This is a genomic window from Pseudofrankia inefficax (genome assembly GCF_000166135.1).
Taxonomy (GTDB): domain Bacteria; phylum Actinomycetota; class Actinomycetes; order Frankiales; family Frankiaceae; genus Pseudofrankia; species Pseudofrankia inefficax.
This window is the reverse complement of record NC_014666.1, coordinates 7,720,782-7,740,935: the sequence shown is the minus strand read 5'-3', so window position 1 is coordinate 7,740,935 and position 20,154 is coordinate 7,720,782. Positions and strand designations below refer to the sequence as shown.

Genomic DNA, 20,154 nt, shown 5'->3' with positions numbered 1-20,154 from the left:
CGCCCCGGCGCCCGAGGCGTTCCGTGGAACGGTGGATCTTCGCGTTCCGTGGAACGGTGGATCTTCGCGTTCCGTGGAACGGTGGATCTTCGCGTTCCGTGGAACGGTGGATCTTCGCGTTCCGTGGAACGGTGGATCTTCGCGTTCCGTGGAACGGTGGATCTTCGCGTTCCGTGGAACGGTGGATCTTCGTGTTCCGTGGAACGGGGTGCTCGCGGAGCGGGGGGATCAGACCGGTGGGTGGAAGGCGCGGGAGAGGCCGGCCAGTGGGCGTTCTCGGCGGGCGTTGGTGGTGGCGAACCGGGCGATCCGGCCTTTCGCGAGTGCTACCAGCAGTGGGGTGCTGGCCCGTCCGCCTGGGGCGGTCAGCACGTCGCCGACGCCGCGCCATGGCGGGCCGGCCGGTTCCGCGCCGAACTCTGGCGGGTCGTAGCCGAATCGACCGGCGGCGAGCTCGTCGACCCGCCAGGCGATCGGGTCACGCAGCGGCGCCGGGGCCCCGTATCCCACGGGATCGGTCTCCGCTGTGGAACCGTCGACATAACCGAAGTCGGCATGGCTGACGGTCGCTTCGTCGGCGCGGACGACCGCGCCGGGGCGGTTGTATACCGGGTACGGATCGTCGAGGTCGCGAACGGCCAATTCGTCGACTTCTGTCGTGATTGTCAGCTCATCGTTTTGCGCGTCGTTCGGCTCTGCGGCGAGCGCCTCGGCGTGGCGCGCGGCCTCGGCCACCAGCCGGTTGACCGCGAGCGTCCAGGCGCGCAGCCCCGCGTGGCCGGTGAGCTCGGTGAACACCGCCGCCTCCAGGCAGCAGGTGCAGGCGCCGGACAGCTCGCCCAGGTCGAGCAGCGCGATCGCGAGCAGGCCGGCCAGATGGCCGGCGATCAGGAAGAGCCGCAGCTGCTGGTGCGGCAGCATCGGGGCGCGCAGCAGGCTGTCGACGATCTCCTGCTGGTCGAGCACCCGGTCGCGGATGTCGCGCGGGCCGAGGCTGCCGGCGATCGCGATCAGCTCTCCGACCGTCCGGTCGAGGTAGTCCAGCTCGGCGTCGCAGCGACGGTTGCCGAGCAGGTCATGGACCCGGGATCGGGACTCGTGCTCAGGGTCGCGTGGCCGGCCGGCCAGCTCGACCCGTGTCGAGGCGGCCTCGTCGCGCAGCGCGACCAGGGCTCCGTCGGCACACAGCACCGCGTCGACGGCGACCACCACCGGGCGGGGCGGAATCCCCTTGCTTGGCTGCTCAAGCTGGCTGACGTAATGACGGCTGTAGCCGGTTCTCTCGGCCAGCTCGTCGCGGGACAGACCGCGGGCGCAACGGCGACGTCGAACCTCCTGGTGGAAGCTTCCCTCGACGGCTGCCGTGCCTTCCGGGCCACGGCTGCCCTGCCGCCTGCCCGCATTCAGCATGTGCACCCCAATGGTCGCACCGCGGTCTCGATCTCGACCTAAATCATGATCGTGCCGCGAGTCACTGTTTGTGATCAGTCTATTGCGTCCATGACCGTGCGCCGCTAGAGGCAAAAGGTCCCATACGGGCACCGTTAGCCGGATTAGCGCTTTCCTGGTCACGCCATTCAGCCGGAGTGCCCCGGGCCATCCGCGAATACCACCCCGAATGACGATGGGCGCACCGTGCGCCAGCCGGTAGAACGGTAGGAGTGGACCGGAACATCGCCGCGGACCTGGGTGCGGACGAGGCGGCGGACGGAGGGACAGCCGGAGGGCCGGACGCGGGGGCGGACGGCGGTACCGCCGGCTCGGTCCGTTCCGGCGGGCTGGCGGGGGCGCCCGGGAGTGCCTTCACCACCCCTTACGGGCCGGCGCCGGTGCGGGTCGTCGTCGCGGACGACGCCGACGGGGTGCGCGAGCTGATCTGCCTGCTCCTGGACATGGAGCCGGACTTCACCATCGTCGGCCGGGCCGCCAACGGAGCGGAGGCTGTCGACGTCGTCGCCCAGACCGGGCCGGATCTCGTCCTGCTCGACGTGGCGATGCCGGTGCTGGACGGGATCGCCGCGCTGCCGCGCATCCGCCGGCTGGTGCCGGGCGCCCGGGTGGTCGTCTTCACCGGGTTCTCGGCGTACACCGTGCGTGACGAGGCTGTGGCGCTGGGCGCCGACGACGTCATGGAGAAGGGCCTCGGGGCCGGCCCGCTCATTGATCGCCTGCGCGCCGTCTGTGCGCGCTCCGCGCCCGCCGGCTGATCGCCTGCTCGTGCCGGGCCGCGCCACGGAGCTTGAATCTCCACCAATCTGGTGGGTAAAATAGTGAACCTGTTCGCGGAGCATTGTCTACGCCACAATCTCGGCGCCCCCGTCATATCTGTGAAACGATGGCGCCTATGACTGCGCCTCGCCACCGTTCGCGGCCGTTCGCCGCCGTGGCGCCGCGCCTTCCGGAGCTCCTGCTGGTCTCGCGCCGGCACGTGGACCTGCTCCGGGTCGCCAGCGCGGGCTGTTGTCGCGCCCGCTGACCGGCTGAGCTCGACCTTCCTCGCTCCCCGTCAGGACATCCGGCTGGCCGCCGCGCGGCCGTCGAGCCTGGCGAGATGACCCCCGCTGTGACCAGGCCCTGGATGGCCAGAGGTGACCGGCGGCGGCTGGTCAGAGGGACCCAGGCTGACCCGGACCGCGTGCCGTCCACCTGACGGTGCTCCGCTCCTCCCAACGTCGCGAGAGATCAGATGACTTCTCCTGCTCGGCCCCGTCCAGCCCGCCCGACCCGTCCCAAGGGACAGGGCCAGTGGGCGCTCGGCTACAGCGAACCGCTCAACGCCAACGAGCGGATGAAGAAGGATCAGGACGGCCTCGCGGTCCGGGACCGGATCCTCAACCAGTACCCGTACACCGGCTTCGACAGCATCGACCCGCAGGACCTGCGCGGCCGGTTCCGCTGGTGGGGGCTCTACACCCAGCGCAAGCCGGGTATCGACGGCGGGCGCACCGCGATCCTTGAGCCGGAGGAGATCGAGGACGCCTACTTCATGCAGCGGATCCGCCTCGACGGCGGCCGGATGACGTCCGACCAGCTACGGGTGATCGGCGACATCTCGACCCGCTACGGCCGGGACGTCGCCGACGTCACCGACCGGCAGAACATCCAGCTGCACTGGATCCGGATCGAGGACGTCCCGGCGATCTGGGGTGCCCTCGAGGCGAACGGCATGACCACCGAGGAGTCCTGCGGCGACACCCCGCGGGTCATGCTCGGCTGCCCGCTCGCCGGCGTCGACGGTGACGAGGTCATCGACGCCACCTCCGTCATCGACGAGGTCGTGGCGAAGTTCGTCGGCGACCCGTCGCTGTCGAACCTGCCGCGCAAGTTCAAGACGGCCATGTCCGGCTGCGCCGACCACTGCACGCTGCACGAGATCAACGACGTCGCGTTCGTCGGCGTCGTGCATCCCGAGCTCGGCGCGGGCTACGACCTGTGGGTCGGCGGTGGCCTGTCGACGAACCCGCACCTGGGCGTCCGCCTGGGCACGTTCGTCCAGCCCGAGCGGGTGGCCGAGGTCTGGCACGCCGTCGCCTGCCTGTTCCGCGACTACGGCTACCGGCGGCTGCGCACCCGCGCCCGGCTGAAGTTCCTGGTCGCCGACATGGGCGTGGAGTGGGTGCGCGCGACCCTGGAGAAGGAGTACCTCCAGGCGCCGCTGCCGGACGGCCCGGCTCCGGCCGCGCCGCGCACCGAGGGGCGCGACCACGTCGGCGTGCACCGGCAGAAGGACGGGACGTTCGCGGTCGGCTTCGCGCCGCGCGCCGGCCGGCTGACCGGGTCGACGCTGACCGCCGTCGCGAACCTCGCGGACCGGCACGCCCAGGGCCGCATCCGCGCGACCACCATGCAGAAGCTGGTCATCCTCGACGTCGCCGAGGCCGAGGTGCCCGCGCTCGAGGCGGCGCTGGCCGAACTCGACCTGGTCGTGCGGCCGAGCGTGTTCCGCCGCGGCACGATGGCCTGCACCGGCATCGAGTTCTGCAAGCTCGCGATCGTCGAGACGAAGGCCAACGCCGGGCGCCTGATCGAGGAGCTGGAGGCGCGGCTGCCGGAGTTCGACGAGCCGATCGGCATCAACGTCAACGGCTGCCCGAACGCCTGCGCCCGCTTCCAGGTCGCCGACATCGGCCTGAAGGGCTCGCTGGTCCCGGGGCCGGGCGGCGAGATGGTCGAGGGCTTCCAGCTGCACCTCGGCGGCCATCTGGGCAGCCGGTCCCGGCTCGGCCGCAAGTCCCGCGGCCTGAAGATCACGGCCGACGAGCTGGTCGACTACGTCGTCGGGCTGCTGAAGACCTACCAGGGCGACAGGACCGACGGTCAGACCTTCGCCGACTGGGTGGAGACGGTCGACGAGGCCAAGATCACGCATGACGCGGTGGTGGCCCACGCATGAGCGGCCGCGCGGTCCCGTTCTTCTGTCCCTACTGCGGCGAGGAGTCCCTCGTCCCGGACATCCCCGAAGGGGCGACCGGCGAGGGGCACGGCCACTGGGCCTGCCGCTCGTGTCAGCGCTCCTTCCGGCTGAACCTGACCGCGCTGGCCAGCGCCACCACCGTGACCTCGACTTCGCGCCCGACCTCGACTAACCGGCCTCAAGCGATTACCGCACCAGAGGAGAACGGCTGATGGACGCCGCGTTGAAGGCCCGCGCCGAGCGCGTGGGCAGGGAGCTGGCCGACGCGCCAGCCGAGGAGATCCTGCGCTGGGCCGTCGAGGAGTTCGGGACGAAGCTCGTCGTCGCCGCGTCCATGGCCGAGGCCGTGCTCGTCGACATGCTCGCGAAGATCCGGTCGGACGTCCCGGTCGTCTTCATCGACACCGGCTACCACTTCGCCGAGACGATCGGCACGAGGGACGCCGTCGCGGCGACCTACAACCTGCCGCTGATCAGCGTCCGGCCGCAGCTGACCGTCGCCGGCCAGGACGCCGTCCACGGCAAGGACCTGTACGCCAGCGACCCGGACCTGTGCTGCCGGATGCGCAAGGTCGTCCCGCTGGACCGGGCGCTCGCGCCCTACCAGGCCTGGGCCGCCGGTTCCCGCCGGGCCGAGTCGTCCGGCCGCAAGGCGCTGCCCGTCGTCGGGTGGGACGAGCGGCGCGGGAAGGTGAAGATCCACCCGCTGGCGGCCTGGACCGACGAGGACGTCGATCGCTACGTCGCGGAGAACAACGTCCTCGTCAACCCGCTGCTGTCCGACGGGTACGAGTCGGTCGGCTGCTGGCCGTGCACCCGGCGCGGTTCCGGTCGCGCCGGCCGCTGGTCCGGCACGACGAAGACCGAGTGCGGCATCCACTGACCCTGGCGTGCGGTCGCGTGACCCTGGCGCGAGGTCGTGGTCGCCCGTTTTGGGGCGGATTCGACCGATGGTGCTGGGTTGGTCGTGCAAGTCGGGGCGTGACCGGGCAAAGCCGGTAACGTTCCGTGCGTGGCGAGCGGCTGGGGGGACGGCGCCGGGCCGCCTTCGCGCCCGCGCGGCGCGGACGGCCGGCGCGGTGGCAACGGAGCGTCACCGCGCCGTGGTCACGTCTGGCTGGTCGGTGCCGGGCCCGGCGACCCGGGCCTGATCACGGTGCGTGGCGCCGAACTGCTGGCGGGCGCGGACGTGGTGGTCACCGATCTGGCCGTGGACGCGGCCCTGCACGCGTATGCCCGGTCGGGCGCCGAGCTCGTCCGGGTCGGCCCGGACGGCGACCTGCGGGGCCAGGACGAGGTGAACGCGCTGCTCGTCGACCGGGCACTGGCCGGCGCCCGGGTGGTCCGGCTCAAGGGTGGCGATCCCTACCTGCTCGGCCGCGGCGGCGAGGAGTCCGAGGCCTGCGCCGCTGCTGGCGTCTGGGTGACGGTGGTCCCGGGCGTGTCGTCCGCGCTCGCCGGCCCGGCCTTCGCGGGCATTCCGGTGACGCATCGCGGCCTCGCCCAGGATGTCGCGATCATCTCCGGACATCTGCCACCCGGCCACCCGGACTCGACCGTCGACTGGGCCGCCCTGGCCTCGCCCACGCTCACCATTGTGATCATGATGGGGATCGCTCACCTCGTCGGGATCGCCGACGCGTTACTGGCCGCTGGGCGGGAACCGGGAACCCCGGTGGCCGTGGTCGAGCGGGCCACCACCCCGACCCAGCGGGTCCTGCGAACCACCCTGGAATCGCTCGGCGCGGACGCGGTCGAGACCGGGGTCCGTTCGCCGGCCGTGATCGTCGTCGGGGACGTCGCCGCGCGCATCGACGCCCGCGGCGCCGCCTCCCCACACCGCTCGCCGTCCGCTCGGCCCGGGTTCGCGAGGCCGGCGTCGTCCCGGCCGGCGGGGCGCGGCGAGGGGACCGAGCGGCGAGCCAGCCAGGACGAGAACGCCGACACGGCGGATCTCGACATCAGCCACGACGGGAGTGGACAGGTGGACCGGGTGGCCCTGCCGGCACCGGCCGGCGCCGAGAACGGGCCGCTGGCCGGGGTTCGCGTGCTGGTGCCCCGCACCCGGCAGCGCCCCGGTCTGCTGGCCCGTGACCTGCGCAGGCAGGGGGCCGACGCCGTCGAGACCGTGGTGTCGACGCTCGCGCCGGTACCGGACGCGTCCGGGCTGCTCGCCGCGCTGCCCGGTGCCGACGCGCTGGTGCTCGCCGACGCCGACGAGGTCACGACGGTGGTCACCCTGCTGCGCGGGGCCGGGCAGGACGTCCGGGCGCTCGCCGGCCTGACCCTGGTGTCCGCGTCCGACTCGGCGGCGGTGGCCCTGGAGTCCCTCGGGCTCGCGACGGTCCGCTCGTCGGCCGAGGTCCGGGTCGCGCACGTGGTCGTCACCGAGATCCCGGTGACCGGCCTCAAGGTCGCCGTCTGCGCGTCGGCCGCGCCGCCGATGGGGGTCCGCACCGTGCGGCGGATCACCCTGCAGACGGATATCCCGGCCGAGCCCGACCCGTCCGTCGCCGCCGACCTGCGCCGGGGCGCCCTGCACGCCGTGGCCTTCGCCTCGTCGACCGCCGCCCGTCGCACCGCCGAGCTGTACGGACCGCTCCCGCCCGGACTGCTCGTCGTCGCCATGGGCAGGCGCACGGTCCTCGCCTGCGAGGAGACGGGCATCCGGGTCGACGCCGTCGCCAACGAACCCGGCATCGCCGGCCTCGTCACCGCGGTCTGCGGCCTGGTGGCACCGCCCGGGACCGGCGGCCCGGCCTGACGACCCGGCTCACCCGTTCGGCGGGTCCTCATCGGCGCCGGGCTCGGTCACCAGACGGTCGGCGATGCGGGCGCGCACCGTGGCGATGACGCCCGGGTGCAGGCCGAGAGGCTCGGTGACGCTCCAGCTGGTGTGCGGGTGGCTCGCCTGCGCCCGCGCGAGCGCCGCCGGGATGTCGCGGGCCGTGTGCCGCCCGGCGAACAGGAAGAACGGGTGCGCGACGATCCGCGTGCAGCCCGCTTCGGCGAGAGCCGTGTAGCCGTCGACGATGTCGGGACGCAGCACGTCCAGGAACGCGGCCTCCACGACGTCCCAGGCGGGGCGGCCACCGGCCGTGGCGGGTTCGGCCGCGAGCGCCGCGGCCAACGCGAAGACGGTCGCGTTGGCCTCGTCGCGGCGGGACCCGTGCCCGATCACCAGCAGGCCTCGCACCTGCCCAGTCTGCGCCGTGGCGGGCCCGGCGCCGTCCCCGGTCAGGCGGTGTCCCCGGTCAGGCGGCCGGGGTGCCGTCGTCGGAGCTGTGGCCGGGGAAGACCTTCGCGGACGGGTCGATGACCGGGGCGGCGTTGTTGACGGCCGTGGCCGCCTCGCCGAAGCCGGTGGCGATCAGGCGGACCTTGCCGGGGTACTCGGTGATGTCGCCGGCCGCGAAGATCCGCTCGACGCCGGTGTACATGGTCGAGTCGACCACGATGTGCCGCTTGTCGATGTTCAGGCCCCAGCGGGTCAGCGGGCCGAGGTCGGCCGTGAAGCCGAGCGCAGCGACGACCGCCTGCGCCGGCCGGACGTGCCGGTCGCCGGACTTGCTGTGCACCAGCTCGACCTTCTCGATCCGCTCCTCGCCGCTGATCGCGGCGACCTCGGTGAACGTGAGGACCTCGCAGGACGAGGCGAGCACCCGGTCGATGGTGTGCTGGTGGGCGCGGAACTTGTCCCGGCGATGCACCACGGTGACGGAGCGGGCCAGCGGCTCGAGCGCCAGTGCCCAGTCGAACGCGCTGTCGCCGCCGCCGACGACCACGACGTCAAGGTCACGGAGGTCGTCGAGGCGGGGGACGAAGTAGACGAGGCCGCGGCCGAGGTGCTCGGTCCCCGTGGGCAGCGGGCGGGGGGTGAACGTGCCGAGGCCGCCCGTGATCAGGACCACCTTGGCCCGGACCCGCAGGCCCTCAGCGCTGGTGACGACGATGGCGTCCGGCTCGTGCGTGATCTCGGCGGCCTGCTGGCCCAGCAGGTAGATCGGGTTGAACGGCGCGGCCTGCGCGACGAGGTCGTTGACGAGCTCGCGGCCGCGTACCGCGGGGAACCCGGCGACGTCGTAGATGACCTTCTCGGGGTACATCGCGGTCACCTGGCCGCCGGCCTCGGGCAGGGAGTCCATCAGCGCGACCGACATGCCGCGGAAGCCCGCGTAGTAGGCGGCGAACAGCCCTGCCGGGCCGGCGCCGACGATGAGCATGTCGATGGACTGGTCGACGGACGTGTCACCCATGGCGTCTCTCCATCCGCTGGCGCCCGCGGACCCGGGCCCGGAGCTCGCTCTGGCCCGACCGGGCCCTGGACTGCCGACAGCGCGTTCTTACCCGCCCGAACCCGGCCGACATTTCGTTTGCCGGACAACGAGTCCTGACGGCCAGTTCGGCGCCTCTGGAGTACTCCAGGCCCTTCATACTGCCCGAGGCCCGGCTCGCGCGCCCTGATCCAGGTTGTCGGAGAGTCGGCCGTCCAATGTCACACCCGTGGCGGAACCCCGTGTGACGTCGCAGGTGCTGGTCCGGCGGGGGCCGGCTCTGAAAGGTCAGAACTTCGACAAGTCTTCGAGTAGCGCCGGTCAGCGGGTTACCGTCGGCAAGAACACAGCTAGAAGCCTCGGTGTTGACGCCCTGCGGCTGTTGGGAATTCCAACGGCTGGCGTCGCGGCCGACGTGTCCTGGGTCACGCCAGGCGACGATGGACAATGAAGCGAGGTCGACGAGCGGGGTGGCAGTGACGGAACGATCGGTGCGACCGGAGCGGTCCTCGGCTGGGCCGCCGCTCCCGGGCGAACCGCTGCGCTCCTCCGACCCGCGCCAGATCGGTCGCTACGAGATCCTCAGCCGACTCGGCGCCGGTGGCATGGGTGCCGTCTACCTGGGCCGTGACGCGCGTGGCCGGCGGGTGGCGGTCAAGGTCATCCGCGGCGAGCTGGCGAACGACGACGAGTTCAGGGCCCGGTTCGGCGACGAGGTCACGGCGGCCCGGCGGGTCGCGCCGTTCTGTACGGCGGAGGTCCTCGACGCCGACCCGCATGCCCGCAACCCGTACCTGGTGACCGAGTTCATCGACGGGAAGCGCCTCGACGAGGTCGTCGAGGAGTCCGGCCCGCTCGGCATGTCGACGCTGCAGGGCGTCGCGGTCGGCGTGGCCAGCGCGTTGACCGCGATCCATGGCGCCGGGATCGTGCACCGCGACCTCAAACCCAGCAACGTCATGCTGTCCTACTCGGGCCCGCGCGTGATCGACTTCGGGATCGCCCGGGCGCTGGACGCCGTCGCCGGCCGTACCCGGTCCGGCATCGTGCTCGGCTCGCTCGGCTGGATGGCCCCGGAGCAGATGGAGGGCAGCCCGGTCGGGCCGGCGACCGACATCTTCGCCTGGGGCCTGTTGATCGGCTACGCCGCGACCGGCGTGCATCCGTACGGCCAGGGCACCTTCTACGAGATCTCGGAGCGCGTCCTCACCGGCACCCCGGACCTGTCCGGCATCCCGGACGACCTGCGCCCGATCGTGGCGCGGACGCTCGGGCGCGACCCGAGGCTGCGCCCGTCCGGCGAGCAGATCCTGCTGACCCTCCTTGGCGAGCCCGGCCGCGGCAACGTGCGCGCGGCCGCGACCCGGGTCCTCGACGGCACCTGGCCCGGCGTCGGAGGCGTCGACCCGACCCGGATCGGCGGGCCGACCGAGGCCCCGGCGCGCTCCTCGGCCGCGAAGGCCGCCGGCTACGGGGCCGTCGCGGGCGCGGCCGCCGGCTACGCCGCGGGGTCGGGGCTGGCCCGTCCGGACGGCCGCGGCGCCGGCGGCTCCGCGTACCGAGGCGGCCAGGAGCTGGCGCCGCGCCAGCCCGCCGACGGTGGCGACCGCTATCGCCAGCGCGCCGACCCGCGGGCTCGCCAGGCCGGCGACGGTGGCCAGGGCTCGGGCTACCCGGGTGGAGCCGGGCGCGCCGCACCCGGTGCTGGCGGCTATCCGAACGGCGGCGGCTACCAGGCCGGCGGCGCCAACCGGGCCGCGAGCCGCCGATCCCGGGACGGCTACATCCGCTACGAGAAGCCGGCCGCCCCGGCGCAGCCGCAGGCTCGCCCGGCGCCACCACCCGCCGCGCCGCAGGCTCCGCACCGGCCGCCCTACCAGCCGCCGGCGCAGGCTCGCCCGGCGCCGCCCGCCCCGGAGCCGGTCTCCCGCCGCGAGCGGATGCCGCGGCGCCGCAGGCGGATGCGGCTGCGTATCCCGTTCAAGAAGACGATCATCTTCGTCATCTTGGTTCTGGTGCTGCTCGGGTCGGCCGACCGGATCGCGAGCGCTGTCGACAAGCAGCGCCAGACGCTGCAACAGCGCCTGGTGCACCGGATCGAACAGCAGTGGCGCCATCAGACGAGCAACGTCGGTGGCCAGCTCGGCGATCAGATCAGCAAGCGACTGCAGGACAAGACCGGCATCACGGCTCCGCCCGTGCCGCCAGGTCAGTGACGGTCACCCACGACGGGTGACCGGGCGACAGACAGAACGTGTTCGGCGCGCATGATGAAGGCCTATGGCAGGTACAACCCCGTCATGGCCAACTTCACGCAGCGGGTCTCGGAGATGCTGCACAGCCCGAAGACCCAGGAGATGATCAACAAGGTCAAGTCGCAGGCGACCAAGCCCGAGAACAAGGCGAAGATCACAAACTTCGCCGACAAGTTCCGGAACAAGGGCGGCGGCTCCCCGCCGAGCAACAGCGGCCCCAGCTACTGACCCACCAGCACCACGTCGTCCCCGCGCGCTCCGGCGCCCGGGGGCGGCGCGCACAGCAGAATCTGAACGGCGCGAAGCACTGCATGTGACGTGACGTGGGAAGCTCGGAACGTGACTTGCCCAAGGTCCTGACCCTGGACAGGCGTCCACCTCCGTACCTCGCCTCGTCCGCGAATCACGTTGGGGAGGGCGCTCAGCGCCCGAACAGGCAGGGCCGGGGTCCCTGCCTGATCGGCGAAGCCGATTTGGGAGGTCTGCAGAGGCGCGGAGCGCCGTCTCTGGCCGAACGCCGCGTAACGTCTGAGCCGTGCGCGAGATTCGATCCTTGCTGGCCCGGGCCGCCGACGGTGGCCGGATCACCCCCGACGAGGCGTTGCTGCTCTACACGCAGGCGCCGCTGCACGAGCTCGGGCAGGCCGCGGACGCCGTGCGTCGACGTCGTTTCCCGGACGGCATCGCGACCTACATCATCGATCGAAACATCAACTACACCAACGTCTGCGTGACCGCGTGCAAGTTCTGCGCGTTCTACCGAGCGCCGAAGCACGAAGAGGGCTGGGTCCGCGACGTCGCCGACATCGTCGGCAAGTGCGGCGAGGCGGTCGAGCTCGGTGCCACCCAGATCATGCTGCAGGGCGGGCACCACCCGGAGTTCGGCATCGAGTGGTACGAGAACGCCTTCTCCTCGATCAAGGCGGCCTACCCGCAGCTGGCGCTGCACTCGCTGGGAGCGAGCGAGGTCGTGCACATCGGGCGCACCTCGGGGCTGAGCCACGAGCAGGTCATCGTGCGTCTGCGGGACGCCGGGCTGGACAGCTTCGCCGGCGCCGGCGCCGAGATCCTCACCGAGCGGCCGCGGGCAGCGATCGCGCCGCTCAAGGAGCCGGGCCACGTCTGGCTCTCGGTGATGGAGACCGCGCACGGCCTGGGCCTCGAGTCGACAGCGACCTTCATGATGGGCACCGGGGAGACGAACGCCGAGCGGATCGAGCACATGCGGATGATCCGCGACGTGCAGGACCGTACTGGCGGCTTCCGCTCCTTCATCCCGTGGACGTACCAGCCGGAGAACAACCACCTGAAGGGCCGCACCCAGGCGACGCTCTTCGAGTACCTGCGCCTGGTCGCCGTCGCCCGGCTGTTCTTCGACAACGTCGCCCACCTGCAGGGCTCGTGGCTGACGACCGGCAAGGAGGTCGGCCAGCTCACCCTGCACCTGGGTGCCGACGACCTCGGCTCGGTGATGCTGGAGGAGAACGTCGTCTCCTCGGCCGGCGCCCGGCACCGGACCAACCGGACCGAGCTGATCCACCTGATCCGCTCGGCCGACCGGATCCCGGCCCAGCGCGACACCCTCTACAACCACCTCGTCGTCCACCGTGACCCGGCCGACGACCCGGTGGACGAGCGGGTCGCCTCGCACTACTCGTCCACCGCGCTCCCGCTCGTCCAGGCGAGCTGAATGCGCCTGGACCGCGCCGTGGCCCGAGAGTCACGGCGGTGACGGCCGTGGGCAAGCCCGGCCTGGCGCGTACCCCCGAGCCTGACGAGGCTCCCGGCCCGGACATCGAGCCCGACCCCGTCGTCGCGCCCGACCAGGCCGTCGCGCCAAGTCCGGACGTCGAGCCCGACCCGGTCGCCGCGGCCGGCCCGGTCGCCGTGGCCGGCCGAGCCGTCGAGGCCGGCCGGGGAGCGCGGGCCGGGCTGGACAAACGCCCGGACCAGGTCGCCGCGATGTTCGACCAGGTGGCGCGCCGCTACGACATCACGAACGCGGTCCTGTCGGCCGGCATGGACCGCGGCTGGCGCAAGGCGACCGCGCGTGAGCTGCGGCTCGCCGAGGGCCAGCGAGTCCTCGACCTGGCCGCCGGCACCGCCACGTCGTCCCGGGCCTTCGCCGCCGCCGGCACCGAGGTGCTCGCCTGCGACTTCTCCGTCGGCATGCTGCGGGCGGGCCAGGCGCGGCTGGCCCGGCGGCCACCGGTCGCCGGCTCCGTGCGCCTGGTCGCCGGGGACGGGCTGCGACTGCCGTTCCCGGACGCGGCCTTCGACCGGGTGACGATCTCCTTCGGGCTGCGCAACGTCGCGGACGTGCCGGCCTGCCTGGCCGAGCTGCGGCGGGTGACCCGGCCGGGCGGGCGGCTGGTCGTCTGCGAGTTCAGCCAGCCGACCTGGGGCCCGATGCGCCGGGTGTACCTGGAGTACCTGATGCGCGCCCTGCCGGCGGTCGCCAGAGCGGTCTCCAGCAGCGCCGACTCCTACGTCTACCTGGCCGAGTCGATCAGGGCCTGGCCCGCGCAGCCCGACCTCGCGGATCTTCTGAGCGCCGCCGGATGGACCAACGTCGGCTGGCGGAACCTGACCGGCGGCATCGTCGCGCTCCACCACGGCGACTGCTAGAGCCGCATCTCACCGATCTTGGTGGATCCGTCGGTGCACCACAGTGATCGCCGTTTCAGCCCTCGTCCGGTCGTGATCCGACCGGTATGGCAACCACCAGAGGGCCAGAACGGTGATCAAGGCACGTAGGTGGTGGCCTGCCAGCGGGAGATCGACGCTGGGGGTGATCCAGGAGCTGCGCACCGGCCCCGCGGCCGGTCGGGCGGCGCCGTTGGCGTGATCGCCGCTCGGTCGCCACGGCTGGAGTTCTTGTCCGTTTGTCATAACCGCCGCGGGCTGGGCGCGGCCGTGCCGCGGACTGATCCGAGCCCGGCCGAGGCCGGGTGGCCGGCGTCCCGCCTGGCGCTCTCCACTGAGCCCACCCCGGACGGCCGCCCCGGCGCTCATGATCGAGTAGATGCGGCGCGGCATCGAGATCGTCGTCGTACGAGGCTCAACGGGGGTGCCGATCGGGAGTGTGGCCGGGCCGTAGCAGATGAGCTGGGTCACTCGATGGTGGGTCCCTTGGCGGCCGGTCGGCGCCAGCGCCGGGCTCGCCTGCCTGGGCCTCCCCGGCCACCCCGCGACGGCTCTGTGGTCGTGTAGCTGCCGGATTTGGCGTCTCGGCCGTCGATCGGGCCTCATCGTGCGACGTAGGTGGCAGCGCCGCGACCCTTCGTGGTCGTCCGAAGAGCGAGGTCGGCCAGTCTGGGAGCGGAACCATCCTGGTTGATGCCAATGGCGGTGTGAGCGCCTACACTCGGCCGTGGCAGGACGCTCGTGAAGAAATTCACGAGCGTGGTGAGGAACACGCGGGCAACGACCGGCGAACGGCCGGGGTTCCCGCCGGTCCGCCCCGGAGGATCCGCGAAGGACGTGCGGAGGCTCAGGGAGGCGGATCGGTGTGGGACCTGGTGGGGAGTCGGTTGTCGGTGGGGAGCATCGGGTGACTGGGACCACGGTGACGTCGGGCGGCGCGACAGGCGCCGATGCCGACGTGATCGTCGTTGGTGCCGGCCCGGCTGGCTCCGCCGCCGCGTACCACCTGGCGAACGCGGGCCTGGACGTGTTGCTGCTGGAGAAGGCGACCTTCCCGCGGGACAAGGTCTGCGGCGACGGCCTGACCCCGCGAGCGGTCGCGGCCCTGGTCAAGATGGGGATCGAGACCGGCGAGGAGGCCGGCTGGGCCCGCAACAAGGGCCTGCGGATCGTCGGTGGCGGCCTGCGCCTGGAGCTGCCCTGGCCCGAGCTGGCGAGCTTCCCGGACTACGGCCTCGTCCGCCCGCGGGCGGACTTCGACGAGCTGCTCGCCAGGGCGGCCGAGAAGGCCGGTGCCCGGCTGCGCGAGGACACCACGGTGTCCGGCCCGGTGCGGGACGACCGGACCGGGCGCGTCGTCGGCGTGACGGCGCGGTCCGGGGACGACAGGGAGCCGGTGACCTACCGCGCCCCGGTCGTCGTGGCCGCCGACGGGAACAGCGCCCGCCTCGCCCTCTCGATGGACATCCGGCGGCGCGACGACCGGCCGCTCGGGGTCGCGGTCCGCCGCTACTACCGCAGCCCGCGCACCCATGACGACTACCTCGAGTCGCACCTGGAGCTCTGGGAGGGCAAGCCGAACGCCAGCCGGCTGCTGCCCGGCTACGGCTGGATCTTCGGCATGGGCGACGGCACCAGCAACGTCGGCCTCGGCATCCTGAACACCACTCCGGCCTTCGGGAACACCGACTACCGGGACCTGCTGCGCCGCTGGCTGTCCGCGCTGCCCGCCGAGTGGGGCTACACCGAGGACAACGCCACCGGGCCGGTGCGCGGCAGCGCGCTGCCGATGGGCTTCAACCGCACGCCGCACTACTCCGACGGTGTGCTGCTCGTCGGCGACGCCGCCGGCATGGTCAACCCGTTCAACGGCGAGGGCATCGCGTACGCGATGGAGTCCGGCGAGCTCGCGGCCGAGGTGGTCGCGCAGGCGCTGGCCCGGCCGGCGGACGCGGGGCGGGAGAAGGCGCTGCTCCAGTACCCGGAGGCGGTACGGGCCCGTTACGGCGGCTACTACACGCTCGGACGCGTCTTCGTGAACCTCATCGGCAACCCGACCGTGATGCGGCTGGCCACGAAGTACGGCCTCCCGCACCCGGTACTCATGAGGTTCATGTTGAAGATCATGGCGAACCTTACTGACCCGCGGGGAGGTGATGCGCACGACCGGGTGATCAACGCGCTGTGCCGGCTCGCCCCGAGCGCCTAGTTCCAGACGTCGCCTGTGCCGCGGCCGGCCTCGCCCGAGCCAGCGATACGCGCAAGCCACGTCCGGCGGTCTGGGGGATGTCGTGCAGGGAAACCGCGGTGGTGATCCGAACAACGTGGGTCAAAAGGTCCGTCCGTACTGGGCTTATTGCGTGCCGAAGGCAAACGACCGCGCCGGTGCGCAATTGTGTGACCATGCGCGTCCTTGCGAGTGGATACCTGGACCGAGTAGGACCGTCCGGCCAGGGCGGCGTATAAGGGAACAGAACCGAACCGGCGCACCGCCGGCCAAAATTTTCTCCGGAGAGAGGAGCTCGGCATGCTCTCCAACTACGTGCCGATCCTCGTCCTGATCGCGATCGCCACAGCGTTCGCGGGCGGGTCGATCGTGATCAGCATGCTGGTCGGGCCGAAGCGGTTCAACCGGGCAAAGCTCGATGCGTATGAGTGCGGCATCGAGCCGGAGCCCCAGGCTGCCGGGCCCCGCCGTTTCCCGGTGAAGTTCTACCTCATCGCGATGCTCTTCATCGTCTTCGACATCGAGATCATCTTCCTGTACCCGTGGGCGGTCGCCTTCGGCGGGCTTGGCGTGTTCGGCCTCGTCGAGATGGTGCTGTTCGTGGCTACGGTGTTCGTCGCCTACGCCTACGTCTGGCGGCGGGGAGGCCTGGAATGGGACTAGAAGAGAAGCTGCCCAGCGGCGTGCTTCTCGCCAGTGTCGAGAAGCTGGCCGGAATGGGCCGCAAGTCGTCGCTGTGGCCGGTGACCTTCGGCCTGGCATGCTGCGCCATCGAGATGATGGGCACCGGCGCCGCGCGTTATGACCTGGCGCGGTTCGGCATGGAGGTCTTCCGCGCGAGCCCCCGCCAGGCCGACCTGATGATCGTGGCCGGCCGGGTCAGCCAGAAGATGGCCCCGGTGCTGCGCCAGATCTACGACCAGATGCCCGAGCCCAAGTGGGTGCTCTCGATGGGCGTCTGCGCCAGCTCCGGCGGCATGTTCAACAACTACGCGATCGTCCAGGGCGTCGACCACATCGTCCCGGTCGACATGTATCTCCCAGGCTGCCCGCCGCGGCCCGAGATGCTGATGGACGCGATCATGAAGATCCACCGGAAGATCCAGACCGGGCCGGTCGACGGCAAGCTGGACCGCACCGAGATCGGCAGCTCGCCGTACCCGAAGCCGATCGAGGTCGCCACCGCCCAGTCCGCGCTGCCCGAGGGCAGCCTCGACACCCGGACGCTGTCGGTGAACGACCGCAAGCGCTTCCGGATGCCCGCGGGCGCCCCGCTGCCGGCCGGCCGCGGCGCCGTCGTACCGGAGCTGAACGACCGCAGGCCCGCCGCCGTCGCCCCGCCGTCGGTGTTCGGCCGGCGCAAGCTGCTCCCGGTGGTCGGCCAGCCCAACGCGGAGGCGTTCGACCCGGAGCTGTTCGACGCCGAGCCGACGGACGACATCCACGGCCGCGGCACCGGACCGACGACCGAGGACCTGGGCTGATGAGTGACCTGGAACAGGGCGGTGGCGCCGGCCTCAACGGCCGCGCGGGCGCCCGGCACGACGCCTTCGGCGCGAAGGGGAGCGGGGACACCTCCGGCTTCGGCGGGCTGGTCGCCCCGGCCCGGGTGCTCTCGTCGAGTGAGCGCCCGTTCGGCGACGAGCACGCCGACGCGATCTACGACGCGCTGGAGCGGGCCTTCGCCGGGCTGGACGAGGCCATCGAGCTGGTGGTCGTCGACCGCGGCGAGCTGACGCTCCACGTCCGTCGGGAACGGCTGCTCGACGTCGCCCGCACCCTGCGCGACGACCCGGCGCTGCGTTTCGAGCTGCTCTCGTCGCTCTCCGGTGCCGACTACCCGGACGACCCGAGCGGCCGGCGGCTGCACTCCGTCGCCCACCTGCTGTCGCTGACCCACCGGCGCCGGATCCGCGTCGAGGTGTCGGTGTCGGTCGAGGACCCGACGATGCCGAGCCTGACGCCGGTCTGGCCGACCGCCGACTGGCACGAGCGGGAGACCTACGACTTCTTCGGGATCGTCTACGAGGGCCACCACGCGCTGACGCGGATCATGATGCCGGACGACTGGATCGGCCACCCGCAGCGCAAGGACTACCCGCTCGGCGGCATCCCGGTCGACTACAAGGGCGCCCAGGTGCCGCCCCCCGAGAAGCGCCGGAGCTACTCGTGAGTACTGAAACGCACGCCCCTTACGAGGCCGGCTTCACGGAGTCGGGCGCGAACCGGGTCTACACCGTCACAGGTGGGGACTGGGAGCAGGTTCTCGGCGCCGGCGAAGAGGCCGCCGAGACGATCGTCGTCAACATGGGCCCGCAGCACCCGTCGACGCACGGCGTGCTGCGCCTCGTCCTCGACATCGAGGGTGAGACGGTCCGGCAGACCCGGCTGGTCATCGGCTACCTGCACACCGGCATCGAGAAGAGCTGCGAGTACCGCACCTGGACCCAGGCGGTCACCTTCCTGACCCGGGCGGACTACCTCTCGCCGCTGTTCACCGAGACGGCCTACTGCCTGTCGGTGGAGAAGCTGCTCGGCATCACCGACCAGGTTCCCGAGCGGGCGACCGTCATCCGGGTCCTGGTGATGGAGCTGCAGCGGATCTCCTCGCACCTGGTCGGCCTCGCCACCTCCGGCATGGAACTCGGCGCCACCACCGCGATGATCGTCGGCTTCCGTGAGCGCGAGAAGATCCTCGACCTGCTCGAGATGATCACCGGTCTGCGGATGAACCACGCGTACGTCCGCCCCGGTGGCCTCGCCCAGGACCTGCCGGACGGCGCCGAGAAGGCGATCCGGGTGTTCCTCAAGGACATGCCCGGCCGGATCAAGGAGTACCACCGGCTGCTGACCGGTCAGCCGATCTGGCGCAACCGGATGATCGACGTCAACTACCTGGACGCGTCGGCCTGCCTCGCGCTGGGCGTCACCGGGCCGCTGCTGCGGGCCGCCGGCCTGCCGTGGGACCTGCGCAAGACGATGCCCTACTGCGGCTACGAGAACTACGAGTTCGACGTGCCGACGGCCACCGAGGCCGACTCCTTCGCCCGCTACCTGGTGCGGCTGGAGGAGATGACCGAGTCCCTGAAGATCATCGAGCAGTGCCTGGACAAGCTGTCGAAGCTCGGCCCCGGCCCGGTCATGGTCGCGGACAAGAAGATCGCCTGGCCGGCGCAGCTGTCCATCGGCTCCGACGGCATGGGCAACTCGCTCGACCACATCCGGAAGATCATGGGTACCTCGATGGAGGCCCTGATCCACCACTTCAAGCTGGTCACCGAGGGCTTCCGGGTACCGCCCGGCCAGGTCTACACGGCGATCGAGGGCCCGCGCGGCGAGCTGGGCGTCCACGTCGTCAGCGACGGCGGGACCAGGCCCTACCGCGTCCACGTGCGCGACCCAAGCTTCGTCAACCTGCAGGCGGTGCCCGCGATGACCGAGGGCGGGCAGGTCGGCGACGTGATCGTCGCGGTCGCCTCGGTCGACCCGGTGCTCGGGGGAGTTGATCGTTGATGGCAGCGTTTTCTGGAGCAGCCACGAACGGGCTGTCCCCGTCCGAGGTCCCGACAGTCCCCGACGCCGTGACCAGTCCCACCGCGGCCGGTCGTGGGACCGGAGCCGGGCCGTTCAGCGCCGCGACGGTGGCCGCCGCGGCGGAGGTCATCGCCCGGTACCCGGTCGGGCGGCAGCGTTCGGCCCTGTTGCCGCTGCTGCACCTGGTGCAGGCCGAGGAAGGCTGCGTCACCGCCGAGGGCATCGACTTCTGCGCGGGGCAGCTCGGCATCACGGCGGCCGAGGTCCAGGCGGTCGCGAGCTTCTACACGATGTACAAGCGCCACCCGGTCGGCGACTGGCTGGTCTCCGTCTGCACGAACCTGTCCTGCTCCCTGGTGGGCGGCCAGGACGTCTATGACCGGCTGTCGAAGAAGCTCGGCGTCGGCCACGACCAGACCACCGCTGACGGCACGATCACGCTGGAGCACGCCGAGTGCCTGGCGGCCTGCGACTACGCCCCGGTCATGACCGTCAACTACGAGTTCTATGACGGCGTCGACACGGAGGCGGCCGAGGGCATCGTCGAGGCGCTGGCGCGCGGCGAGCGGCCCCTGCCCACCCGGGGCGGCCCGCTGTGCACCTTCAAAGAGGTCTCCTACCAGCTCGCCGGGTTCGAGGACCCGCGGCCCGAGGGCGTCGCCGGAACCGGGTTCCTGGAGCCGTCGGTCGTCGGGCTGACGGTCGCCGAGCAGGCCGGCTGGCAGGGCGAGATCGCCGGGACGCAGCCGGGCGACACAACGACGCCAGCCGCTCCTGCCGACCCGAAGACAAAGGGGGCGTGAC

At 71.8% G+C, this 20,154-nt stretch carries 18 protein-coding genes; 15 read left to right on the top strand and 3 right to left on the bottom strand.

Features of this window, described 5'->3' with window-relative positions:
• Positions 1-228: 228 nt before the first annotated feature.
• Positions 229-1,410 carry a helix-turn-helix domain-containing protein gene (locus tag FRAEUI1C_RS31260; RefSeq protein ID WP_013427384.1) on the bottom strand — a complete coding sequence of 394 codons (1,182 nt, stop codon included), beginning with the start codon at positions 1,408-1,410 and terminating at the stop codon, positions 229-231.
• Between the two features lie 251 nt (positions 1,411-1,661).
• On the opposite strand from FRAEUI1C_RS31260, the gene FRAEUI1C_RS31255 reads away from it, so the two are divergent.
• The 5 genes from FRAEUI1C_RS31255 to cobA all read left to right on the top strand — a co-directional run bounded on the left by FRAEUI1C_RS31255 (position 1,662) and on the right by cobA (position 7,178).
• Positions 1,662-2,207: a response regulator transcription factor gene (locus tag FRAEUI1C_RS31255; RefSeq protein WP_013427383.1), complete on the top strand. Its 546-nt coding sequence runs from the start codon at positions 1,662-1,664 to the stop codon at positions 2,205-2,207.
• A 128-nt stretch (positions 2,208-2,335) separates the two neighbouring features.
• Complete coding sequence (locus FRAEUI1C_RS42020) at positions 2,336-2,476, top strand: putative leader peptide (protein WP_368411136.1); 141 nt, start codon at positions 2,336-2,338, stop codon at positions 2,474-2,476.
• Between the two features lie 210 nt (positions 2,477-2,686).
• Entirely contained in the window at positions 2,687-4,393 is a 1,707-nt protein-coding gene (locus FRAEUI1C_RS31250) for a nitrite/sulfite reductase (protein ID WP_013427382.1), read from the top strand.
• 232 nt (positions 4,394-4,625) lie between these two features.
• Positions 4,626-5,297 (top strand): phosphoadenylyl-sulfate reductase, encoded by a 672-nt coding sequence (locus FRAEUI1C_RS31240; protein ID WP_013427380.1) that lies wholly within the window; start codon positions 4,626-4,628, stop codon positions 5,295-5,297.
• Positions 5,298-5,426: 129 nt separating this feature from the next.
• Positions 5,427-7,178 carry a uroporphyrinogen-III C-methyltransferase gene (gene cobA / locus FRAEUI1C_RS31235; RefSeq protein WP_013427379.1) on the top strand — a complete coding sequence of 584 codons (1,752 nt, stop codon included), beginning with the start codon at positions 5,427-5,429 and terminating at the stop codon, positions 7,176-7,178.
• A 9-nt stretch (positions 7,179-7,187) separates the two neighbouring features.
• Here cobA and FRAEUI1C_RS31230 read toward each other — a convergent pair whose 3' ends face one another.
• On the bottom strand, positions 7,188-7,610 hold the full coding sequence (locus tag FRAEUI1C_RS31230) for a sirohydrochlorin chelatase (protein ID WP_049807037.1): 423 nt from the start codon (positions 7,608-7,610) through the stop codon (positions 7,188-7,190).
• Between the two features lie 58 nt (positions 7,611-7,668).
• Positions 7,669-8,670: an NAD(P)/FAD-dependent oxidoreductase gene (locus tag FRAEUI1C_RS31225; RefSeq protein ID WP_013427377.1), complete on the bottom strand. Its 1,002-nt coding sequence runs from the start codon at positions 8,668-8,670 to the stop codon at positions 7,669-7,671.
• Between the two features lie 458 nt (positions 8,671-9,128).
• Here FRAEUI1C_RS31225 and FRAEUI1C_RS31220 point away from each other — a divergent pair, with 458 nt between their 5' ends.
• The 10 genes from FRAEUI1C_RS31220 to nuoE all read left to right on the top strand — a co-directional run bounded on the left by FRAEUI1C_RS31220 (position 9,129) and on the right by nuoE (position 20,153).
• Entirely contained in the window at positions 9,129-10,904 is a 1,776-nt protein-coding gene (locus FRAEUI1C_RS31220) for a serine/threonine-protein kinase (protein ID WP_013427376.1), read from the top strand.
• A gap of 84 nt (positions 10,905-10,988) precedes the next feature.
• The gene (locus FRAEUI1C_RS31215; protein ID WP_232425186.1) at positions 10,989-11,171 is read left to right on the top strand and encodes a hypothetical protein; all 183 of its coding nucleotides are present in this window, start codon (positions 10,989-10,991) and stop codon (positions 11,169-11,171) included.
• Positions 11,172-11,478: 307 nt separating this feature from the next.
• The gene (mqnC, locus tag FRAEUI1C_RS31210) at positions 11,479-12,633 is read left to right on the top strand and encodes a cyclic dehypoxanthinyl futalosine synthase (protein WP_013427374.1); all 1,155 of its coding nucleotides are present in this window, start codon (positions 11,479-11,481) and stop codon (positions 12,631-12,633) included.
• A gap of 197 nt (positions 12,634-12,830) precedes the next feature.
• Positions 12,831-13,571, top strand: a complete 741-nt coding sequence (locus FRAEUI1C_RS31205; protein WP_157735582.1) for a demethylmenaquinone methyltransferase — start codon at positions 12,831-12,833, stop codon at positions 13,569-13,571.
• 925 nt (positions 13,572-14,496) lie between these two features.
• Complete coding sequence (locus tag FRAEUI1C_RS31200; RefSeq protein WP_041259768.1) at positions 14,497-15,798, top strand: geranylgeranyl reductase family protein; 1,302 nt, start codon at positions 14,497-14,499, stop codon at positions 15,796-15,798.
• Positions 15,799-16,116: 318 nt separating this feature from the next.
• A complete protein-coding gene (locus FRAEUI1C_RS31195) occupies positions 16,117-16,479 on the top strand; it encodes an NADH-quinone oxidoreductase subunit A (protein WP_013427371.1) in 363 nt (120 codons plus the stop codon).
• Positions 16,470-17,300, top strand: coding sequence for a NuoB/complex I 20 kDa subunit family protein (locus FRAEUI1C_RS42015; RefSeq protein ID WP_013427370.1), 831 nt, complete (start codon positions 16,470-16,472; stop codon positions 17,298-17,300). Before FRAEUI1C_RS31195 ends, FRAEUI1C_RS42015 begins: the two co-directional genes overlap by 10 nt.
• Positions 17,300-17,989, top strand: coding sequence for an NADH-quinone oxidoreductase subunit C (locus tag FRAEUI1C_RS31185; RefSeq protein ID WP_013427369.1), 690 nt, complete (start codon positions 17,300-17,302; stop codon positions 17,987-17,989). The genes FRAEUI1C_RS42015 and FRAEUI1C_RS31185 overlap by 1 nt, the downstream gene beginning before the upstream one ends.
• Entirely contained in the window at positions 17,986-19,329 is a 1,344-nt protein-coding gene (locus tag FRAEUI1C_RS31180; RefSeq protein WP_013427368.1) for an NADH-quinone oxidoreductase subunit D, read from the top strand. Before FRAEUI1C_RS31185 ends, FRAEUI1C_RS31180 begins: the two co-directional genes overlap by 4 nt.
• Entirely contained in the window at positions 19,329-20,153 is an 825-nt protein-coding gene (gene nuoE, locus FRAEUI1C_RS31175) for an NADH-quinone oxidoreductase subunit NuoE (RefSeq protein ID WP_013427367.1), read from the top strand. The genes FRAEUI1C_RS31180 and nuoE overlap by 1 nt, the downstream gene beginning before the upstream one ends.
• Position 20,154: the final 1 nt, after the last annotated feature.

Bases quoted from the DNA above. Each gene is read 5' to 3' on its own strand.
- nuoE (WP_013427367.1), top strand. From the start codon at position 19,329: ATGGCAGCGTTTTCTGGAGCAGCCACGAACGGGCTGTCCCCGTCCGAG.
- FRAEUI1C_RS42015 (WP_013427370.1), top strand. From the start codon at position 16,470: ATGGGACTAGAAGAGAAGCTGCCCAGCGGCGTGCTTCTCGCCAGTGTC.
- FRAEUI1C_RS31215 (WP_232425186.1), top strand. From the start codon at position 10,989: ATGGCCAACTTCACGCAGCGGGTCTCGGAGATGCTGCACAGCCCGAAG.
- FRAEUI1C_RS31260 (WP_013427384.1), bottom strand. From the start codon at position 1,410: ATGCTGAATGCGGGCAGGCGGCAGGGCAGCCGTGGCCCGGAAGGCACG.
- FRAEUI1C_RS31240 (WP_013427380.1), top strand. From the start codon at position 4,626: ATGGACGCCGCGTTGAAGGCCCGCGCCGAGCGCGTGGGCAGGGAGCTG.
- FRAEUI1C_RS31220 (WP_013427376.1), top strand. From the start codon at position 9,129: ATGGACAATGAAGCGAGGTCGACGAGCGGGGTGGCAGTGACGGAACGA.
- FRAEUI1C_RS31195 (WP_013427371.1), top strand. From the start codon at position 16,117: ATGCTCTCCAACTACGTGCCGATCCTCGTCCTGATCGCGATCGCCACA.
- FRAEUI1C_RS31185 (WP_013427369.1), top strand. From the start codon at position 17,300: ATGAGTGACCTGGAACAGGGCGGTGGCGCCGGCCTCAACGGCCGCGCG.
- FRAEUI1C_RS31250 (WP_013427382.1), top strand. From the start codon at position 2,687: ATGACTTCTCCTGCTCGGCCCCGTCCAGCCCGCCCGACCCGTCCCAAG.
- FRAEUI1C_RS31225 (WP_013427377.1), bottom strand. From the start codon at position 8,670: ATGGGTGACACGTCCGTCGACCAGTCCATCGACATGCTCATCGTCGGC.
- FRAEUI1C_RS42020 (WP_368411136.1), top strand. From the start codon at position 2,336: ATGGCGCCTATGACTGCGCCTCGCCACCGTTCGCGGCCGTTCGCCGCC.